The sequence below is a fragment of the uncultured Flavobacterium sp. genome, from assembly GCF_963975515.1.
In the GTDB taxonomy this organism is placed as follows: domain Bacteria; phylum Bacteroidota; class Bacteroidia; order Flavobacteriales; family Flavobacteriaceae; genus Flavobacterium.
The window spans coordinates 36,708-54,980 of record NZ_CAXBGY010000005.1; the positions used below are offsets into that span (position 1 = coordinate 36,708).

Here is an 18,273-nt window from a genome sequence, read left to right on the forward strand (position 1 = left end):
TTTTATTTACTTTAGCATCATTAAAATTTTAACTTGTAGCATGAAAAATTTGCAAAAATATTCTTCTCATTTATTGGCTGTTCTTGGTTTTGTGATTGTAGCCGTAATTTATTTTTATCCTGTTTTAAAAGGAGAACAAATTTACCAACATGACATTGCAGAATATACTGGAATGGCAAAAGAACAAAACGATTTTAGAAAAGAAACAAATCAAGAACCATACTGGACAAACAGTGCTTTTGGAGGAATGCCAACTTATCAATTAGGAGCAAAATATCCAAACGATTTTGTAGGTCATTTTGATGATGTTTTGCGTTTTTTACCTAGACCAGCAGATTATTTATTTCTATACTTTTTGGGGTTTTATATATTGTTATTAGTTTTAAAAGTCGATCCATTAAAAGCCTTTTTTGGAGCTTTAGCTTTCGGTTTTTCAACGTATATGATTATTATTATTGGTGCTGGACACAATGCAAAAGCTCATGCTATTGCATATATGCCAATGGTTTTAGCTGGTGCTTTGTTGGTTTTTAGACGAAAGTATATTGTTGGTGGATTACTAACTATGATTGCTGCAGCTTTAGAAATTCAAGCGAATCACTTTCAAATGACTTATTATTTATTGATTTTACTTTTAGTAGTTTCAATTTATTATTTTGTGGAATTTATTAAAGAAAAAGATTTTAAAGGTTTAGCCAAAGTGGTTGGAGTATTTGCCATTGCTGGAATTTTTGCAGTTGGTTCAAATGCAACCAGTTTATTAGCTACATCAGAATATGCTAAATTTTCAACAAGAAGTGATAGTGAACTAACTTATGAACCAGATGGTTCTAAAAAAGAAAGTTCTAACGCAATGAGTTACGAATACATAACAGATTATAGTTATGGAGTTGCAGAAAGTTTAAACTTAATTGCACCAAGACTTTTTGGTGGTGCTAGTTATGAAGATTTAGGAAAAGAATCAGAAATGTTTCAATATGTAATGTCACAAGGTGCAAGTGAAGCAGAAGCATTAGTCATAACTAAGCAATTAAGAACGTATTGGGGTGATCAACCAGGAGTTTCTGGACCAGCTTATATTGGAATTATTGTTTTCTTTTTAGCAGTTTTAGCTTTATTCGTCGAAAAAAGAAAAGTAAAATATGCATTAGTTGCTGGAATTTTGATTTCATTATTTCTTTCATGGGGAAAAAACTTCTCACTATTAACAGACTTTTTTATAGATTATGTGCCTTTGTATAATAAGTTTAGAGCTGTTTCATCTATCCAAGTTTTATTGGAATTATGTATGCCTATTTTAGCTATTTTAGGATTATATTCTTTTTATAAATCAGATGATTCTAAAAAATGGAATGCTTTGTGGAAATCGGGAGCAATCGTTGGTGGAATTTTAATTTCATTGTTACTTTTCAAAGGAATGTTTAATTTCTCTGGATCAGCAGATGGCTACTATGCTGAAGCTTATGGACATGATTTTATGAGTGTTCTAAAAGAAGACAGAGCAGCCATGTATTCTTCTGATGTATTTCGTTCTTTAGGTTTTTTAGCCATTGTTTTCATTGTTATGTATGCTTCACTTAAAAATAAATTAGCTCAAAATACTGCTATTATTTTAGTGGGATTGGTAATGGTTTTTGATTTGTTTTTAGTAGACAAAAAGTATGTAAATGACGAAAATTTCAAATCAAAAAGAGAAATTGATATGCCTTATCAAATGACAGAAGCAGATCAAAATATTTTACGTGATACGATGCATTTTAGAGTTTTTGAAACTGCAGGGAATATGAGTAGTGCACGAAGTTCGTACTTTCATAAATCGCTTGGTGGTTATAGTGCTGTTAAGCCTAGAAGAATGCAACAGTTATTTGATTATCAAATTGCCAATAACAATTTGCAAGTCTATAATATGTTGAATACTAAATATATTATCAAGGCAAATGAACAAGGGGAAGATGTAGCTTTATTAAACCCAGATGCAAATGGAAATGCTTGGTTTGTTGAGAAACTTAAAGTTGTAGAAACCGCTGATGCAGAAATGGAAGCTTTAGACAGTTTACGAACTAAAGATGAAGCAGTGATTCAATCAAATTTTAATAGTTATGTTGGTTCTTTAAGTCAAAATGAGTATAATAGTTTTGTTAAGAATCAAACTTATCAAAGAGATTCATTGGCTAAAATTGATTTAATTGAATATAAACCAAATCATTTAAAATATAAATCTTCAAACTTAAACAAAGGTTTGGCTGTATTTTCTGAAATGTATTATTCAAATGGTTGGATAGCAACAATTGACGGAAAAGAATCACCAATTTACAGAGTAAATTATGCTTTAAGAGGATTAGAAGTTCCTGCAGGAAAACATGCCATTGAATTCAAGTTTGAACCACAAGTTGTAAAAACAGGAAGCACAATTGTATTGTTTAGTTCGATTGGAATGTTGTTGTTATTGATTGGTGGAATTTATTTTGAGAGTAAAGAGCAAAGAACAAAGAAGAAAGAGTAAAGTTTTTTGCACAATCCCTTTTAACCTGATAACCTTTTAACCAAAAACTTGAAACCTGAAACAAATAAAACCTTAATCATCACTTATTATTGGCCTCCAGCTGGTGGACCAGGAGTGCAACGTTGGTTAAAATTTGTAAAGTATTTACCTGATTTTGGAGTTGAACCAATCGTTTATATTCCAGAAAATCCGACTTATCCTTTATTGGATGAGAATTTAGTTCAAGAAGTTTCTGATAAAGTAACAATTATTAGACAACCAATTTTTGAACCTTATGGTTTTGCTTCTTTTTTATCGAAAAATAAAACAAAGAAAATCAGTTCTGGAATTATTCCTAATAAGAAAAAGCAATCTTTTGTTGAACGAACTTTACTTTGGATAAGAGGAAACATGTTTATTCCTGACGCACGAATTTTTTGGGTTAAACCTTCTATAAAATTTCTTCAAAAATATATTGATGAACATAAAATCGAAACCATAATTACAACTGGTCCACCTCATAGTGTGCATTTAATTGGATTGGGTTTAAAAAAACAAAACAACATCAAATGGATTGCTGATTTTCGTGATCCTTGGACAACAATTGGGTATCATAAAGCATTAAAACTAACTAAAAAAGCTGCTCAAAAGCATAAGGATTTAGAAAAAGAAGTCATGAATAGTTGTGACCAATTAATTGTGACATCACCAACCACAAAAACGGAATTTGAGCAAATAACCTCAAAGCCAATTGAAGTCATTACAAACGGTTATGATGTTGAAAATGTTTCTAAAAAAGCAATGGATTCTAAATTCACATTAGCCCATATTGGTTCGTTCTTATCTGAAAGAAATCCACGAATTTTATGGAAATCTTTATCAGAATTAATCAAAGAAAATAAAGAGTTTGCCAACGATTTTCAATTGAAATTAATTGGAGCAGTTAGTAAAGAAGTTTTAGAAACCATCAAAGAATTTCGATTAGAAAATTATGTAAACCATTTGGGTTATGTATCACACAAAGAAGCTTTACAAGAGCAAAGAAGTTCGCAAGTTTTATTGTTAATCGAAATAGATTCTGAAGCTACAAATTGTATCATTCCAGGAAAATTATTTGAATATATGGTTTCAGAAAGGCCTATTTTAGCCATTGGACCAGAACATGCAGATTTTAAAAATATCATTAAAGAAACCAATACAGGAACTTTCTTTATTTATGATGAAAAAGAGGCTTTAAAATCGCAAATAGAAACTTATTACAATCAATTTAAACAAAATACGTTACAAGTAAATGCCATTGGTTTGCAAAAATTCAGCAGAAAAAAACTAACAGAACAGTTAGCCAATATTCTAACTGCCAACTAATAACTGAATACTGAATACTAAAAAATGGGAATCGTTCTAAATCAGTCCTTAAAAAACACGGTTATCACTTACATTGGTTTTGCCATTGGAGCGATAAATACGTTGTATATGTACGTTCAGTTTTTGGGCGATACTTATTATGGTTTGGTGGGTTATATTCTCTCAACAGCTAATATTATGATGCCTTTGATGGCTTTTGGTGTGCATAATACGTTGGTCAAATACTTTAACGAATATAAAACGGAAGAAGAGAAATCAACATTTTTAACTTTTGTGCTTTTTCTACCTTTAATATTGATTGTTCCGTTTTCGTTGATTGGATATTTTGGTTATCATCAAATAGCAAGTTTGTTGTCTCAAAAAAACCCAATTGTTTATGATTATGTTTGGCAAATTCCTGTAATCGGACTTTGTATGGGATATTTTGAAATATTTTATGCTTGGGTAAAAGTACACATGAAATCGGTTTTAGGTAACTTTATCAAAGAAGTTTTTATTAGAATATTAGTTACAATTAGTCTTTTAGCCGTTTATTTTAATTGGATTACTCCAAATGAATTTGTCTACACATTAATGGCAATTTATTTGGCATCCATGATTATTATGAAAGGTTTTGCATATAAAGTTAGATTTCCTTCTTTTAAGTTTAAGCTTCCTTCTAATTATAAAGCAATTATTACTTATAGTTTGTTTATTATTTTAACGGGTGGAATTGCTAATTTGTTTTTAGAAATAGATAAATTCATGTTGAATAGTTATGTTGATATTGAAAACATTGCTTACTATTCTGTGGCTATTTTTATTGCGACTGTAATTGCTGTCCCAAGTAGAGCGATGCATCAAATTACGTATCCTATCACGGCTAAATTGATGAGCGAAAACAAACATGACGAACTAAATGATCTGTATAAAAAGTCATCTATCACCTTGCAAGTTGTTGGAGGTTTGATATTTTTAGGCATTTTGGTTAACATAAATGAATTATACTTATTATTGCCACCAAAATATGCAGGAGGTGTTTTTGTTGTGTTTACAATAGGGTTATCGAAATATTTCGATTTGATATTAGGCAATAATAATGCTATTATTTTTAACTCAAAATATTATAAGACAGTTTTGTTTTTGGGAGTTATGTTGGTTGCTTTAACAGTAGTATTAAATATGATTTTTATTCCATTATACGGTTTAGAAGGTACTGCATTTGCAACTATGATTTCCATAACTTTATATAGTTTAGCCAAATTATTATTTGTTGTTAAACGCATGAAATTATTTCCGTTTACTTCAAAAACAATTGTAGCTTTTGGGATATTAATTGCTTGCTTTTTTGGCTTTTACTTTTGGGAATTTACTTTTCATCCCATAATTAATATCGTTTTAAAATCTATTCTAGTTTCAATAATTTATGTTGTACTTAGTTATAAAATGAATTTATCAACGGATATAAATTTAGTTATTGATAAGGTTTTGAATAAGTTTAAGTCATAAAAAAATCCTGCTTACATTTCTGCAATCAGGACTTTTAACAAACAAACTAAACTAATCTAACTATTTTCTTTTTCTTTCTTTTTCGTCTCTTTTAATTTCAATAACATCATCATCGTCCATTTTTACTTTGCTACCGTCTTTTTTGTAGTAGTAAAAATCTTCATCATCTGAATCGTTGTCATATCCATTATTATTACCGTTTCCATGTCCATTTCCGTTCCCAAATCCATGTCCATCAAAATCATAATGATTTCCATAGCTTGAACTGTTTACATATCCTACTATATCCATAATTTGACCTCTTCTGTTGTAGAAAATTTTCATTCCACCAACTTGTTTCAGTGCAAAACTGTTGTACTTCATGTATACAGAACCAACTCTTTTAACTCTACCGTAAGCGTCATAGTTAATGAATACATTTCCTACACGTCTCACACGACCTTGATAATCATGTTCAACTTTTACGCCTTTTACTGGACCATAATATGAATTTGCAACTGATACTGTTCTTACACCCGGTGCACCATGAGTTCTATTCATGTTTTCAGTGCGATTTCTTGTTGGGGCAGTTGTTGCTTGTGTATTAAAATCAAATTGACCATCTAAAAAGATGAAGAATTCGATTCCTCTTTCTTTGAAAACAATTGGGTCAGCATCTCTATAATCTGTAATAAAGCGATAACCTTCATCGTTTCCTGTAAATACATTTTTCTCTGATGCGATAGTTACATTACTCATAAGTAATAAACTTGCTACTAAAAGTGTAATTTTTTTCATGACTTCTATAATTTAAGGTTAAACAATTAATTTCCGAGAAATCGGAAATCTTTTTCTTGTAAGCTTAAATTCAATAGCTGTGCCAGAATACGTTAAGCAGTTGTCAATGAGTTGTTAATGAGTTCTAAGTGGTTGTAAGTTAGAATTTTGAAATTGTTTCAGAATGTTTTTTTGGTTTCAAATTGTTTCAAAATTACGTTTTAGAAATCTTTTTTGGATTTTGAGAAGTATGAAAAACAGCATTAATTAAAACATTTTTATTAGCTTCATCAATAATGTAAAAAACTATGTAAGGAAACTTTTTAAATGGAAGAAAACGATAATTTAAATCGTGGAATTGATAAAAAGGATTTTTTTCTAATGCTTTATAAACTTCTTTAAAGTCTTTTAAAAAGTTTTGAGCTACTTTTTTATTAGCTTCTAAAATATAATATTCAATTGAATTATCAATGTTTTTTATAGCATTATGTGAAAGAGAAACCTTAAAGTTCATATTTATCTTTCAAGTTTTCATAAACTTTTTCAGCTTTTGAATATTCTTTAATGTCAAGATTCACTTGTTCATTAAGAATTTTTTGCTGTTCTTCATTTAATATATATGGTTTGCTTTCCGGATTTTTTTCCATTATTGCATCAACATAACCAATTACACGCTCAATAACACTTTGAGGCGCGTTTTTTAATTTTTTTGTCAATGTGTCTAATGAAACAGTTTCCATATATAAAGTTTTAATAAATCAAATTTATGAAAAAATCATTTACTATTCATTATTTCAAACTAATATTAACATGAAATAATTTGTAACAAAACTTATAATTTCTCCTTCAAATATTTACCAGTAACCGAATTTTTGTTCTTTACAATTTCTTCTGGAGTTCCAAAAGCCATTAGTTTTCCACCAAATTCTCCACCTTCTGGACCAATATCAATGATATAATCGGCACATTTAATTAAGTCTAAATTGTGTTCGATTACGATTATTGAATGTCCTTTTTCTAATAAGGCTTCAAAAGAGGCTAATAATTTTTTAATATCGTGAAAATGTAATCCTGTTGTTGGTTCATCAAAAACAAATAAGGCTTTGTCTTTAATAGTTCCTTTAACTAAAAATGAAGCTAATTTAATACGTTGAGCTTCACCACCTGAAAGAGTAGAAGAGGATTGTCCCAATTGTACATAACCTAATCCAACATCTTGTAATGATTGTAGTTTTTGTGTAATTTTCTTTTGTTCAAATTTATTGAAGAAAGTTAAAGCATCATCAATGGTCATGGTTAAAATGTCATCGATGTTTTTTTCTTCAAATTTTACTTCTAAAACTTCTTTTTTGAAACGTTTTCCACCACAAGTTTCACATTCTAAATGAACGTCTGCCATGAATTGCATTTCGATAGTAACTGATCCATCACCTTTACAAGTTTCACATCTTCCACCATCAACATTGAAAGAGAAGTGTTTGGCTTGATAATTTCGTAATTTAGAAACGTTTTGTTTTGAATACAAATCACGAATATCATCGTATGCTTTGATATAGGTCACAGGATTTGAACGTGAACTTCTTCCAATTGGATTTTGGTCCACATATTCAATATGTTTTACGTTTGAATAACTTCCTGCTAATTCAGTAAATTGTCCAGCTTTTTCACTAATTCCTTCTAAACTCTTTTTTATAGCTGGAAATAATATCTTTTTCACCAAAGTACTTTTTCCACTTCCAGAAACTCCAGTAACTACTGTAAGACATTCTAAAGGAAACGTAAAGTTTTGGTTTTGAAGATTATTTTCTCTTGCTCCAATTACATCAATATGATTTTTGAATTTTCTACGTTTTTTAGGAACTTCAATTTGTTCTTCACCATTCAGATATTTCGCAGTTAAAGAATCTGCTTTTAAAATCTCCTCATACGTTCCTTGAGCTACTAAATAACCACCATTTGTTCCTGCTTCTGGACCAATATCAATAATCATATCAGCAGCTTTCATGATATCTTCATCATGTTCAACTACAATAACTGTATTTCCTAAATCACGAAGATTTTTTAAAACTTCAATCAATTGTTCAGTATCTCTAGGATGTAATCCAATACTTGGTTCGTCTAATATGTACATTGAACCTACTAAACTGCTTCCTAAAGATGTAGCCAAATTGATTCTTTGCGATTCTCCACCCGAAAGTGAAGCTGAATTTCGATTCAAGGATAAATAACTTAATCCAACTTTATATAAAAATTCTAATCTATTATTAATTTCGATTAATAGACGTTTGGCAACAATTGAATCGTATTCGTTTAATGTTAATTCTTTAAAGAAAGCCATTAATTTCAAAATTGGTAAATCAACCAAATCTGATATGTTTTTACCTGCAATTTTAACGTAAGTTGCTTCAATGCGAAGACGTTTTCCTTTGCATGTGTGACATTTTGTTTTTCCACGATAACGCGAAAGCATCACACGATTTTGAATTTTATAGTTTTTCTCTTCTAATTCTTTGAAGAAATCATTTAATCCAGTGAAATATTTATTTCCTTCCCAAATTAAAGCTTTATGCTCTTCTGAAAGTTCGAAATAAGGTTTATGAATTGGGAAATCAAATTTATGGGAATTGTTTACCAATTGATCACGATACCAACCCATACTGTCACCACGCCAAGGAAAAATTCCGTTTTCATAAACTGATAAAGCAGTGTTAGGAACAACTAAATCATCATCAATTCCGATTACACTTCCATAACCTTCACAAGTTGGACATGCTCCATATGGATTGTTGAAACTGAATAAATGAATATTTGGTTCCAAGAAATTCATTCCGTCAAGGTCAAAATTATTACTAAAACCAACTCTTTTATTTGTATTGACTTCTTGTAAATAACAAGTTCCTTTTCCTTCAAAAAAGGCAGTTTGAATTGCATCTGCTAAACGATTCATGAATTCCTCATCATCTTGCTTAACAACAATTCTGTCAATAATTAGAATTACTTCTTTTTTAGCAAAGTTCATTTCCTCGATAGCATCTAAACGAATCATTTCGTTATCAACTAAAATACGAGCAAAACCTTGTTGTAAAAGTACTTTTAGTTTGTCTTCTAAAGGTCTTCCTTCTTCTAGATGAATTGGAGCAATCAAAAGCCATTTACTATCTTGTTCTAAAGTTTGTATATGTTTAACAACATCAGCTAGCGAATCTTTTTTAACTTCATTTCCAGAAATAGGAGAGTATGTTTTTCCAATTCTTGCAAAAAGTAATTTTAAGTAATCATATATTTCTGTTGAAGTTCCAACAGTTGAACGAGCATTAGTTGTGTTTACCTTTTGTTCAATCGCAATTGCTGGAGCAATTCCTTTGATGTAATCTACTTTTGGTTTGTCTAAACGACCTAAAAACTGTCTTGCATAAGATGACAAACTTTCTACATATCTTCGTTGACCTTCTGCATAAAGTGTATCAAATGCTAAACTCGATTTTCCTGAACCAGATAAACCAGTAATTACTACTAATTTATTTCTAGGAATTGCTACATCAATGTTTTTAAGATTGTGTAATTGTGCTCCTTTTATTAGGATATTTTTTTTAGGTTCTAATTTTGAAAAATCGGTTTTAATCATAGCATTTTATAAAGAAGTGCAAATTTACGTAAATTAAACCTTTAGTCATAAATAATTGCGGTTGTATATTCCTAAAAAATACTTAAAAAATGAAATACTATTTATAAAAAGGAATTTGTTTTTTTGTTGTTTTCTACATAATTAAAAGAAACTAAGTAATGTTACTGCATAAATAACTAAAAACCTACATCAAAGCACCTATACATTACCTATACGAAACCGTTTTAACTACCACTTTTGTAAATTTATTAGAAGTTTCTGTAAAATTATAAAGCACTATTTTCTTAAGTTTAATGGTTTTTATAATGTTTTTTTTAAAAAAACATCTTGTATAGTTTCTATATCAATCATTATGATATTGATAATTATATTATAGATAAATTTATGATGTCGAAATTAATAACATAAATAAATCAATATTATGAAAAAAACTACTTTAATTCTATGTGCACTGCTAAGTTTTGGACTTGCGTTTGCACAGCCAACAACAAATGCACCAGTTCCCACTAAGGCTGCTGCAGATGTAAAATCAGTATTTAGTGATACTTACACTAATATTGCAACAAATTATAATCCAAACTGGGGACAAAGCGGTTTTGGTTCAGTAAACCCTACTTTTGATCCTACAGGTGGCGGTACAAACTTCGTTTTAGCCTATCCAAATTTTAATTATCAAGGAACTGAGCTTACTACTCAAAGTTTATCTAACATGGAATTCTTACATGTTGATGTTTGGACAAGCGCTAATCCAGCCAATTCTATTTTACAAGTTAGTCCAATTAATAATGGAACTGGAGCTGGAGAGACTTTAGTAACAATAAATCATACTGCAGGTTCTTGGTATAGTGTTGATATTCCAAAAAGTGCCTTTACCGGAATGACTTGGGATTCAGTGTTTCAAATGAAATTTGCTGCTAATGGTGCTGGAAGTACGGTGCCAATTACTATTTATTTAGATAATATTTACTTCTGGAAAACTCCAGTTGCTGCTGGTTCAGATGCAAATTTAAGTGATTTAAAAGTTGATGGAACAACTATAGCTGGTTTTTCTCCAAACACTATTGCTTACACAAAAGGATTGCCAGCTGGTACTACTGTTGTACCACAGATAACTAGTGTAACTACTAATGACACAAATGCAACTCAAGTTACAACTCAAGCAACTGCTATCCCTGGTAGTGCAACTGTTGTAGTTACGTCTCAAAATACTACGGTAACAAAAACATATACTGTTAATTATGTAATAGAAGGACCAGCGACAGCTGCACCAACTCCACCAAATAGACCAGTTGCCGACGTTAAATCAATTTTTAGTAATGCTTATGCTCCAATTGCAGTTCTTAATTATGCTGGTGTAGACGGTCAACCGTCAAATGATAATACCTTTAATACAAGTTGGTGTGGCGCTAATACTTCATTAGTATCTATACTTGGTAATGATACAAACAAAATTACAGGTTTAGGTTGTGAAGGTGTAGCTTTTTTAAGCGGTAGATTTGATGCATCAACGTTTACATATTTCCACATGGATATTTGGACAGCGACTCCAACTTTAGATAAAAGTTTTAATATTAAATTTTCTAATTGGAATGGTGGAGCTGGTGAAGCAAATGCAATTGAATTTTCAACTACTAATGCAAATTTCTTAACTAATCCTAATCCAGGAACATGGATTTCTTTAGATATTCCTTTAACTAATTTTACACCAGTTGTAAATGCAAACAGAAATGATTTAGTACAATTTGTAATTACTTCAGATCTAGGAACTGTTTATTATGATAACTTATATTTACATAAAAACACAGTGTTAAGTAACTCAAACTTTGAATTATCTTCATTTAATGTATATCCTAATCCAACTCAAAATGTATGGAATATTACATCAAAACAAACCATTATTTCAGTTGTTTTATTTGATGTAATGGGTAAAAAAGTTCAAGAAGTTTCACCAAATGCTACTTCTCTAGAATTAAATGCTGCTGAATTAGCAAATGGAATTTATTTTGCTAATGTTACTTCAGAATTAGGAACTAAGGTTATTAAGTTAATCAAAAATTAATTTTTTAATTCTTTCAGATTATGAAAAGACTGTCTAAGAAGACAGTCTTTTTTTTGTTTATTAGTAAATGAGTTGTTGCTTTTAATGTGTTTTTTTTATGACAATTAACTAAATATAAACACTTGTTAAAAAGAGTTTTTTTTTATGCATATTTATCATAAATCATTTTTATTATATATCTTTAAAGTTATTTATTAAGACAATGTACATCAAAAATATTTTTTCTAAACTTTCCTTTTTATTCCTTTTAATTTCAACGTATTGTTATGGACAAGAATTACCTCCAATAACAAAATATACACAAAGCACTTATCAGGCTGGTATTCAAAATTGGATGATTTCACAAGATGAAAATCATTTTATGTTCTTTGCAAACAATGAAGGTTTGTTGGAATTTAATGGTTCAATGTGGACTTTATATCCTTCACCAAATGAAGCAATTATTCGTTCAGTAAAATGTATAGAAGATAAAATTTATACAGGTTCTTATATGGAGTTTGGTTATTGGGAAAGACAAAAAAATGGTCAGTTAAAATATAATTCTTTAAGTGAAAAAATAAAAAATAAACTTGTAGATGATGAACAGTTTTGGGGGATTTTAAATTATGACAATTGGATTCTCTTTCAATCATTACAGAAAATATATGCTTATAATACAAAAACTAAGGAATTTTCTATAATTGCTCCTAAAACTTTTATCTTCAAAGCATATAAAACTTCAGATGGAATTTTCTTTCAAACTAATGAAGGTTTATTTGAAATTGAAAAAGGGAAAAGTAAACTTTTTTTAAATGATCCCATTGTAAGAGATAACAAAATTATTAATCTTATAGAATCAAATGATGGTTTGCTGTTTGTTACTCAAAGGCAAGGAATTTTTTCCTATAAAAATGGTGAACTAAATAGATATATAACTAATGTTGATAATGAACTAAAACAAAGTAGTATATATAATTCTGAAGTTTTAAATGATGGAAGTTTTACTTTAGGAACAATTTCAAACGGAATTTACATATTAGATAATAAAGGAGAATTAAAATATAAGATTACTCAAAATGATGGATTAAGTAACAATACTGTCCTTTCGTTGTTTGAAGATGTAGACAAAAATTTATGGATTGGTTTAGATAATGGAATTAATTGTATCAATTTGCAATCACCAATCAAAAGTTATACTGATAATACAGGTGTTATTGGAACGGTTTATACGTCTGCTATTCAGAATGATAAATTATACATTGGTACTAATCAAGGGTTGTTTTATAAATCCATAAATTCTAATGCTGATTTTACTTTTATTCAAGGAACTAAAGGTCAAGTATGGTCATTGTTTCTTCATAATGGAACTCTTTTTTGTGGTCACGATTCTGGAACCTTTGTTGTGAAAAATAATAGTGCCTCTTTGATATATAGTCAAACTGGAACTTGGAAATTCGAATCTTTGCCTAGTAATAAAAATATTATTCTTCAAGGGAATTATTTAGGAATTTCTGTTTTAGAATTTCAAAATGATAAATGGGTTTTTAAAAATAAAATAAAAGGTTTTGATTACTCTTCCAAATATTTTGAAATTTTAAACAATGACATATATGTAAGTCATGAGTATAAAGGTATTTATAGGTTTGACGTTAATAAACAACTAACAGCTAGTTCAAATTTATTTGAATATAAGAAACCTCTTAAAGGTAAAAATGCAAGTCTAATTAAGTATAATAACCAAATTTATTACGCTTCAAGAATAGGCGTTTTTAAATTAAATACAATAAGCAAAAAGTTTGAAAAAGATTCATTATTAAGTAGCGTTTTTGAAAAAAATGAATATGTAACTGGTAAAATGGTTGTAGATCAATCAAATAACTTATGGTTTTTTACAAAAAATTATATTCATTATTTTTCTTCAAGTAAAATGACACAGGATTTAAAGAAAAATAGTTTGCCTATTCCTTCATCATTAACAAACTCGATGCCTGGTTATGAAAACATTAATCAGATTAGTGATGAAACTTATTTAATAGGAACAACAGATGGTTATTATGTACTTAAAAACAAGGAAATAAAATTCACTAATTATAAAGTTTCAATAACTGGAGTTTCAACTAATTTTTTAAATAAAAAAGCAGTTAATTCTTCAATTTTAGATGAAGGTAGTTTTAAATATGACGATAATAATATAGTTTTCAACTTCACTGTCCCAGAATACGATAAATATATAAATGCTGAATATCAATATAAATTAGAAGGAATTCAAAACGAATGGAGCGAATGGAATTCCAAAACCAATGCAATTTTTAAAAATTTACCTTCTGGAGATTATGTATTTAGCGTTCGTGCAAAGGTTACCAATTCAATTACAAAAAACATTGCAACATATTCATTTACTATTAAAAAAGCGTGGTATTTAAATAATTTGGCTATGATGTTTTATATTATTTTGTTTCTAATAATAGTCTATTATATCAATAAAGTATATTATAATTTTCACGAGAAAAAACACGAAAAAATTATAGCCGAGAACAATCTTCTTCTTGAATTAAAAGAACTAGAAAGCGCTCAAGAAATAATGAAAATTAAAAATGAGCAGTTAAGCGAAACAGTGGATAAGAAAAACAAAGAATTAGCTGTTTCAACTATGAATTTAATTAAGAAAACAGAACTCTTAAATATCATAAAAGAAGACTTAAAAAGTTCAACTGAAGACACATCAAATAGAAGTATAAAATCTATAATTTCAACAATTACAAGAAATGTAAAAGAAGAAGATACTTGGAATGTTTTTAAAGAAGCATTTGATAATGCAGACAAGGATTTTATCAAGAAAGTAAAAGAACTTCATCCTAGTTTAACTCCAAATGATTTAAGACTTTGTGCTTACTTAAGACTGAATTTGTCTTCTAAAGAAATTGCTCCTTTAATCAATATTTCTGTAAGGAGTGTTGAAATTAAACGCTATCGTTTGCGTAAAAAAATGGAATTATCTCACGAACAAGGATTAGTAGAATATATCTTATCAATTTAGCCTATACAATTTGTACTTTTTACCTATACATAAGTACAACATTGTTAATTTCTAAGTGCTAAAACCCTTTTTTATATTTAAATTAGGTAAATATTAATTTATTGTTAATAAAGGGATTTTTATGAATTTATGACAAAAAAACACCTTATTTATTATAATGTATGTTTTTTGTTGTGGTTAATTTTATTTTTTTTATAATTATTAGATTAATTTTAAAATTCAATAATACTATCAAAAGGAGTCATTATTTCTGAAATCGCAATTTTGATAATTTTCAAAATCTTATAGAAGAAATTATAGCTTTTTTAAAAAAAAATTAAATTTTACTTTAAACTTTAAACACAAGCATATCAAATGAGAAAAATTATTTTATTACTAATCATCGGATGTTTTTCAACTACAATTTATGCACAAGCGGATAATGTAGTTGTCTTAAATAATGCAGATGGAATGAAATTAGTTGTCAATGGAAAAAATCTTATGATTAATGGGATGAATTGGGATTATACTCCAATTGGAACTAATTATTCATACAGTTTATGGACTCAATCAGATGATGTTATTAAAGCTGCTTTAGATGATGAAATGAGTTTGCTAAAAAACATGGGTGTAAATACAATACGTCAATACACTGGAGTTCAACCAAAATGGATTACATACATTTATGATAAGTATGGTATTTATACAATGCTTAATCACTCATTTGGAAGGTATGGTTTAACAATTAATGGAACTTGGACTCCTAACACAAATTATTCTAATCCAGCAACAAGAGAAATTTTACTTAAAGAAACTAAAGAAATGGTAGAAGAGTACAAAAATACTCGTGGTTTACTATTATTCCTTTTAGGAAATGAAAACAACTACGGATTATTTTGGGACGGAGCAGAAACAGAAGATATTCCTTTAGAAGATAGAAAGTCAACTTTAAGGGCCAAAGATATGTATGTGCTTTTCAATGAAGCTGTTGTTGAAATGAAAAAATCAGACAAAAATCACCCAATGGCAATATGTAATGGTGATTTATTATTTTTAGATATTATTGTTGAGGAATGTAAGGATATCGATATTTTAGGAACAAATATGTATAGAGGTGTTTCTTTTGGAAATGCTTTTGATGAAGTAAAAAATAAATTAAAAAAACCAATTTTATTTACTGAATTTGGTGCAGATGCTTTTAACGCAATTGATAATGCCGAAGATCAAAAATCACAAGCATATTATATGGTGAATAATTGGAAAGAAATATATGAAAATGCTGCGGGTTTAGGTAAAGCTAACAATTCATTGGGTGGTTTTACATTTCAGTTTAGTGATGGTTGGTGGAAATTCGGACAAACAAAAAACCTAGATGTTCACGATAACAATGCTTCATGGTCAAATGGTGGATATCAATCTGATTATAAAGTTGGTGAAAACAATATGAACGAAGAATGGTTCGGAATTTGTGCAAAAGGGCCAACTAATGCAAGAGGATTATATACTTTATATCCTCGTGCTGCTTATTATGCCTTAAAAGAAGCACATTATTTAAATCCTTATGAAAATGGGACTACTTTAGAGAGTGTTGATAGATATTTTAGTAATATTCAATTAATGGATGCTGTTTTAAGAGCAAGAGGTGATAAAGCGGCTTTAGGTGGTAATGATTCAGATATTTTAAAAATTAGTAATCTAAGAGCTGAATTTACAACATTTAATACAGGAGGAAGTTTAATTACAACTCCAGATGTTGCAGATCCAGACAACACAACTTATCCAAACAAACTTGGATTTGATCACATGCAATCTTACTATGTTGGTGTTGAAGGAAATCCAGCACCTAACATGAAAGCAAATGTGAACGTTAATATACTAGGTCATGTTGCAGAAAATCCAATTAATGAAATTTTCTACGAAAACAGAGGAAGACCAATAACAGTTAATACAGATAATGGAAATGTAACTTTAAATGATGTAAATAGAGTTCAAGTTTATAATGCAACATATTCTTGGAATGCTAAAGATTTTGAATTAAGAGGGTTTTACAGATCTGGTCACTACCATTGGGGCTATGAAGGTGATTTCTTCGCTTTATATTCAGAAGCTAATTACGGTCCTAATTTAGATATTTATAATGGTGAAACATTAGGTTTTGAAATTGATGGAAAAAGAAGTTTAAACGGATTAAAAGCGGCTTTTGGACCACAACTTTGGTGGGGAGCGAATCCAGCTTACTTATTAAAATATCAAAGAAAATTAGGTGTTTTTGATGCAGCAATTGTTTATCATGAAGATATCTCAAAAGCATCTGCAGCACTTACATCTATAGCAATTCCACTTCCTAAAACACGTAGAGCTACAATAGCTTTTAAAACTAAAGTTTCTGATTTTGGATTTGAATTTGGTGGTATTTGGGGAGGACAACCTTTAAATGGTAGAACTTTTCAATTTGCAACTGGAACTTCAGGAAACTATACAGTTTATGATGATACAGTAAAATCAAAAGACAATTGGGGAGGAAAAGCAAAAATAACTTTCTCTAGCGGAGCATTCAATGTTTATACTCAAGCAGCTGTAATGGGTCTAGTAGCAAATGGTGGTGCTGATAATACACAAACATTTACAGGATGGAGATTAAAAGATAGTGGAAGTGGAAATCAAGCTAATTTCTTAGCTGGTTTAACGTATGGTATTGGTAATTTTCAAATTGCACCAAACTTCTTGTGGCAAAAACCTTTATTAGATGCGATGCCGAATGATGTAAACGCACCAGGAAGATTAAGAAACATTCAAGATGATCCTTTTATAGTTAGAGCAAATAGAGAAACAGTTGGTGGTGAATTACTTTTTACTTATGATCCAACTCCAGGAACATGGTTTTATGAATGGGATAACGATAGATCTGAAGATGCAAAATTTGCTTTTAGTAATGATTTTGTTTTCCGTCATTTGCCTACTACACAAGATGCAGCCATTGGTTTTTTAAGTAATCGTTCTTCTTTTGCTTTTGCAAATTCTGCACCAGCACATGATTTATGGGAAAACAATACTCGTATAGTATCTAAGGTTAGTCCAGAATTGGGTTTAATTGCTAACTTCTATTTTGGAAATGCACAAGCTAATGGAAGCGATACTAGATTAATTGAAAGATTTGGTGGAGATATTAGAGTAATTTATAAAAAAGTTAAAGTAATTTCTTCATTAAAAATTAACGATTGGGGTCCTTATGATTATCATAGAGATTTTAACTTAACTTATCCTGTACAATCATCTATAGACATTTCAACTTCAGTTGGAAAACCAGATTGGTTTATTTTACCAGATACTAAAATTGGGATTATGGGAATTTGGAGATCACTTGATCAATATTCACCAAGATACTCTCCTAATTTAGTTGCATCAGAATTTGCAACTTCACCAACTATAAGTCCTGTAGGATTTGGAAATGGTTCAGAATGGGAAATAAGAACATACATTCATATCAATATTGGGAAATAATA

At 29.4% G+C, this 18,273-nt stretch carries 10 protein-coding genes; 6 read left to right on the forward strand and 4 right to left on the reverse strand.

The genetic code is table 11. From position 1 onward, the window contains the following. The first annotated feature begins 40 nt into the window (after nt 1-40). Genes AAC008_RS07460 through AAC008_RS07470 form a run of 3 tightly spaced genes read left to right on the forward strand, consistent with a single transcriptional unit; the run spans nt 41 to nt 5,335 of the window. Complete coding sequence (locus tag AAC008_RS07460) at nt 41-2,503, forward strand: YfhO family protein (RefSeq protein ID WP_339888437.1); 2,463 nt, start codon at nt 41-43, stop codon at nt 2,501-2,503. Between the two features lie 48 nt (nt 2,504-2,551). Further along, complete coding sequence (locus AAC008_RS07465; protein ID WP_339888439.1) at nt 2,552-3,847, forward strand: glycosyltransferase family 4 protein; 1,296 nt, start codon at nt 2,552-2,554, stop codon at nt 3,845-3,847. 24 nt (nt 3,848-3,871) lie between these two features. Next, a complete protein-coding gene (locus AAC008_RS07470) occupies nt 3,872-5,335 on the forward strand; it encodes an oligosaccharide flippase family protein (protein ID WP_339888441.1) in 1,464 nt (487 codons plus the stop codon). Between the two features lie 60 nt (nt 5,336-5,395). Here AAC008_RS07470 and AAC008_RS07475 read toward each other — a convergent pair whose 3' ends face one another. The 4 genes from AAC008_RS07475 to uvrA all read right to left on the reverse strand — a co-directional run bounded on the left by AAC008_RS07475 (nt 5,396) and on the right by uvrA (nt 9,716). Further along, on the reverse strand, nt 5,396-6,112 hold the full coding sequence (locus AAC008_RS07475) for a hypothetical protein (RefSeq protein WP_339888442.1): 717 nt from the start codon (nt 6,110-6,112) through the stop codon (nt 5,396-5,398). 193 nt (nt 6,113-6,305) lie between these two features. Continuing rightward, nucleotides 6,306-6,605 (reverse strand): type II toxin-antitoxin system RelE/ParE family toxin, encoded by a 300-nt coding sequence (locus tag AAC008_RS07480; RefSeq protein ID WP_339888444.1) that lies wholly within the window; start codon nt 6,603-6,605, stop codon nt 6,306-6,308. Continuing rightward, nucleotides 6,595-6,831 (reverse strand): hypothetical protein, encoded by a 237-nt coding sequence (locus tag AAC008_RS07485; protein WP_339888446.1) that lies wholly within the window; start codon nt 6,829-6,831, stop codon nt 6,595-6,597. Before AAC008_RS07485 ends, AAC008_RS07480 begins: the two co-directional genes overlap by 11 nt. A 92-nt stretch (nt 6,832-6,923) precedes the next feature. After that, complete coding sequence (uvrA, locus tag AAC008_RS07490) at nt 6,924-9,716, reverse strand: excinuclease ABC subunit UvrA (RefSeq protein ID WP_339888447.1); 2,793 nt, start codon at nt 9,714-9,716, stop codon at nt 6,924-6,926. Nucleotides 9,717-10,137: 421 nt separating this feature from the next. Here uvrA and AAC008_RS07495 point away from each other — a divergent pair, with 421 nt between their 5' ends. The 3 genes from AAC008_RS07495 to AAC008_RS07505 all read left to right on the forward strand — a co-directional run bounded on the left by AAC008_RS07495 (nt 10,138) and on the right by AAC008_RS07505 (nt 18,271). Continuing rightward, nucleotides 10,138-11,775 (forward strand): T9SS type A sorting domain-containing protein, encoded by a 1,638-nt coding sequence (locus AAC008_RS07495; protein WP_339888449.1) that lies wholly within the window; start codon nt 10,138-10,140, stop codon nt 11,773-11,775. A 202-nt stretch (nt 11,776-11,977) separates the two neighbouring features. Then, nucleotides 11,978-14,791 (forward strand): triple tyrosine motif-containing protein, encoded by a 2,814-nt coding sequence (locus tag AAC008_RS07500; RefSeq protein WP_339888450.1) that lies wholly within the window; start codon nt 11,978-11,980, stop codon nt 14,789-14,791. 354 nt (nt 14,792-15,145) lie between these two features. Further along, on the forward strand, nt 15,146-18,271 hold the full coding sequence (locus tag AAC008_RS07505) for a glycoside hydrolase family 2 TIM barrel-domain containing protein (RefSeq protein WP_339888452.1): 3,126 nt from the start codon (nt 15,146-15,148) through the stop codon (nt 18,269-18,271). Nucleotides 18,272-18,273: the final 2 nt, after the last annotated feature.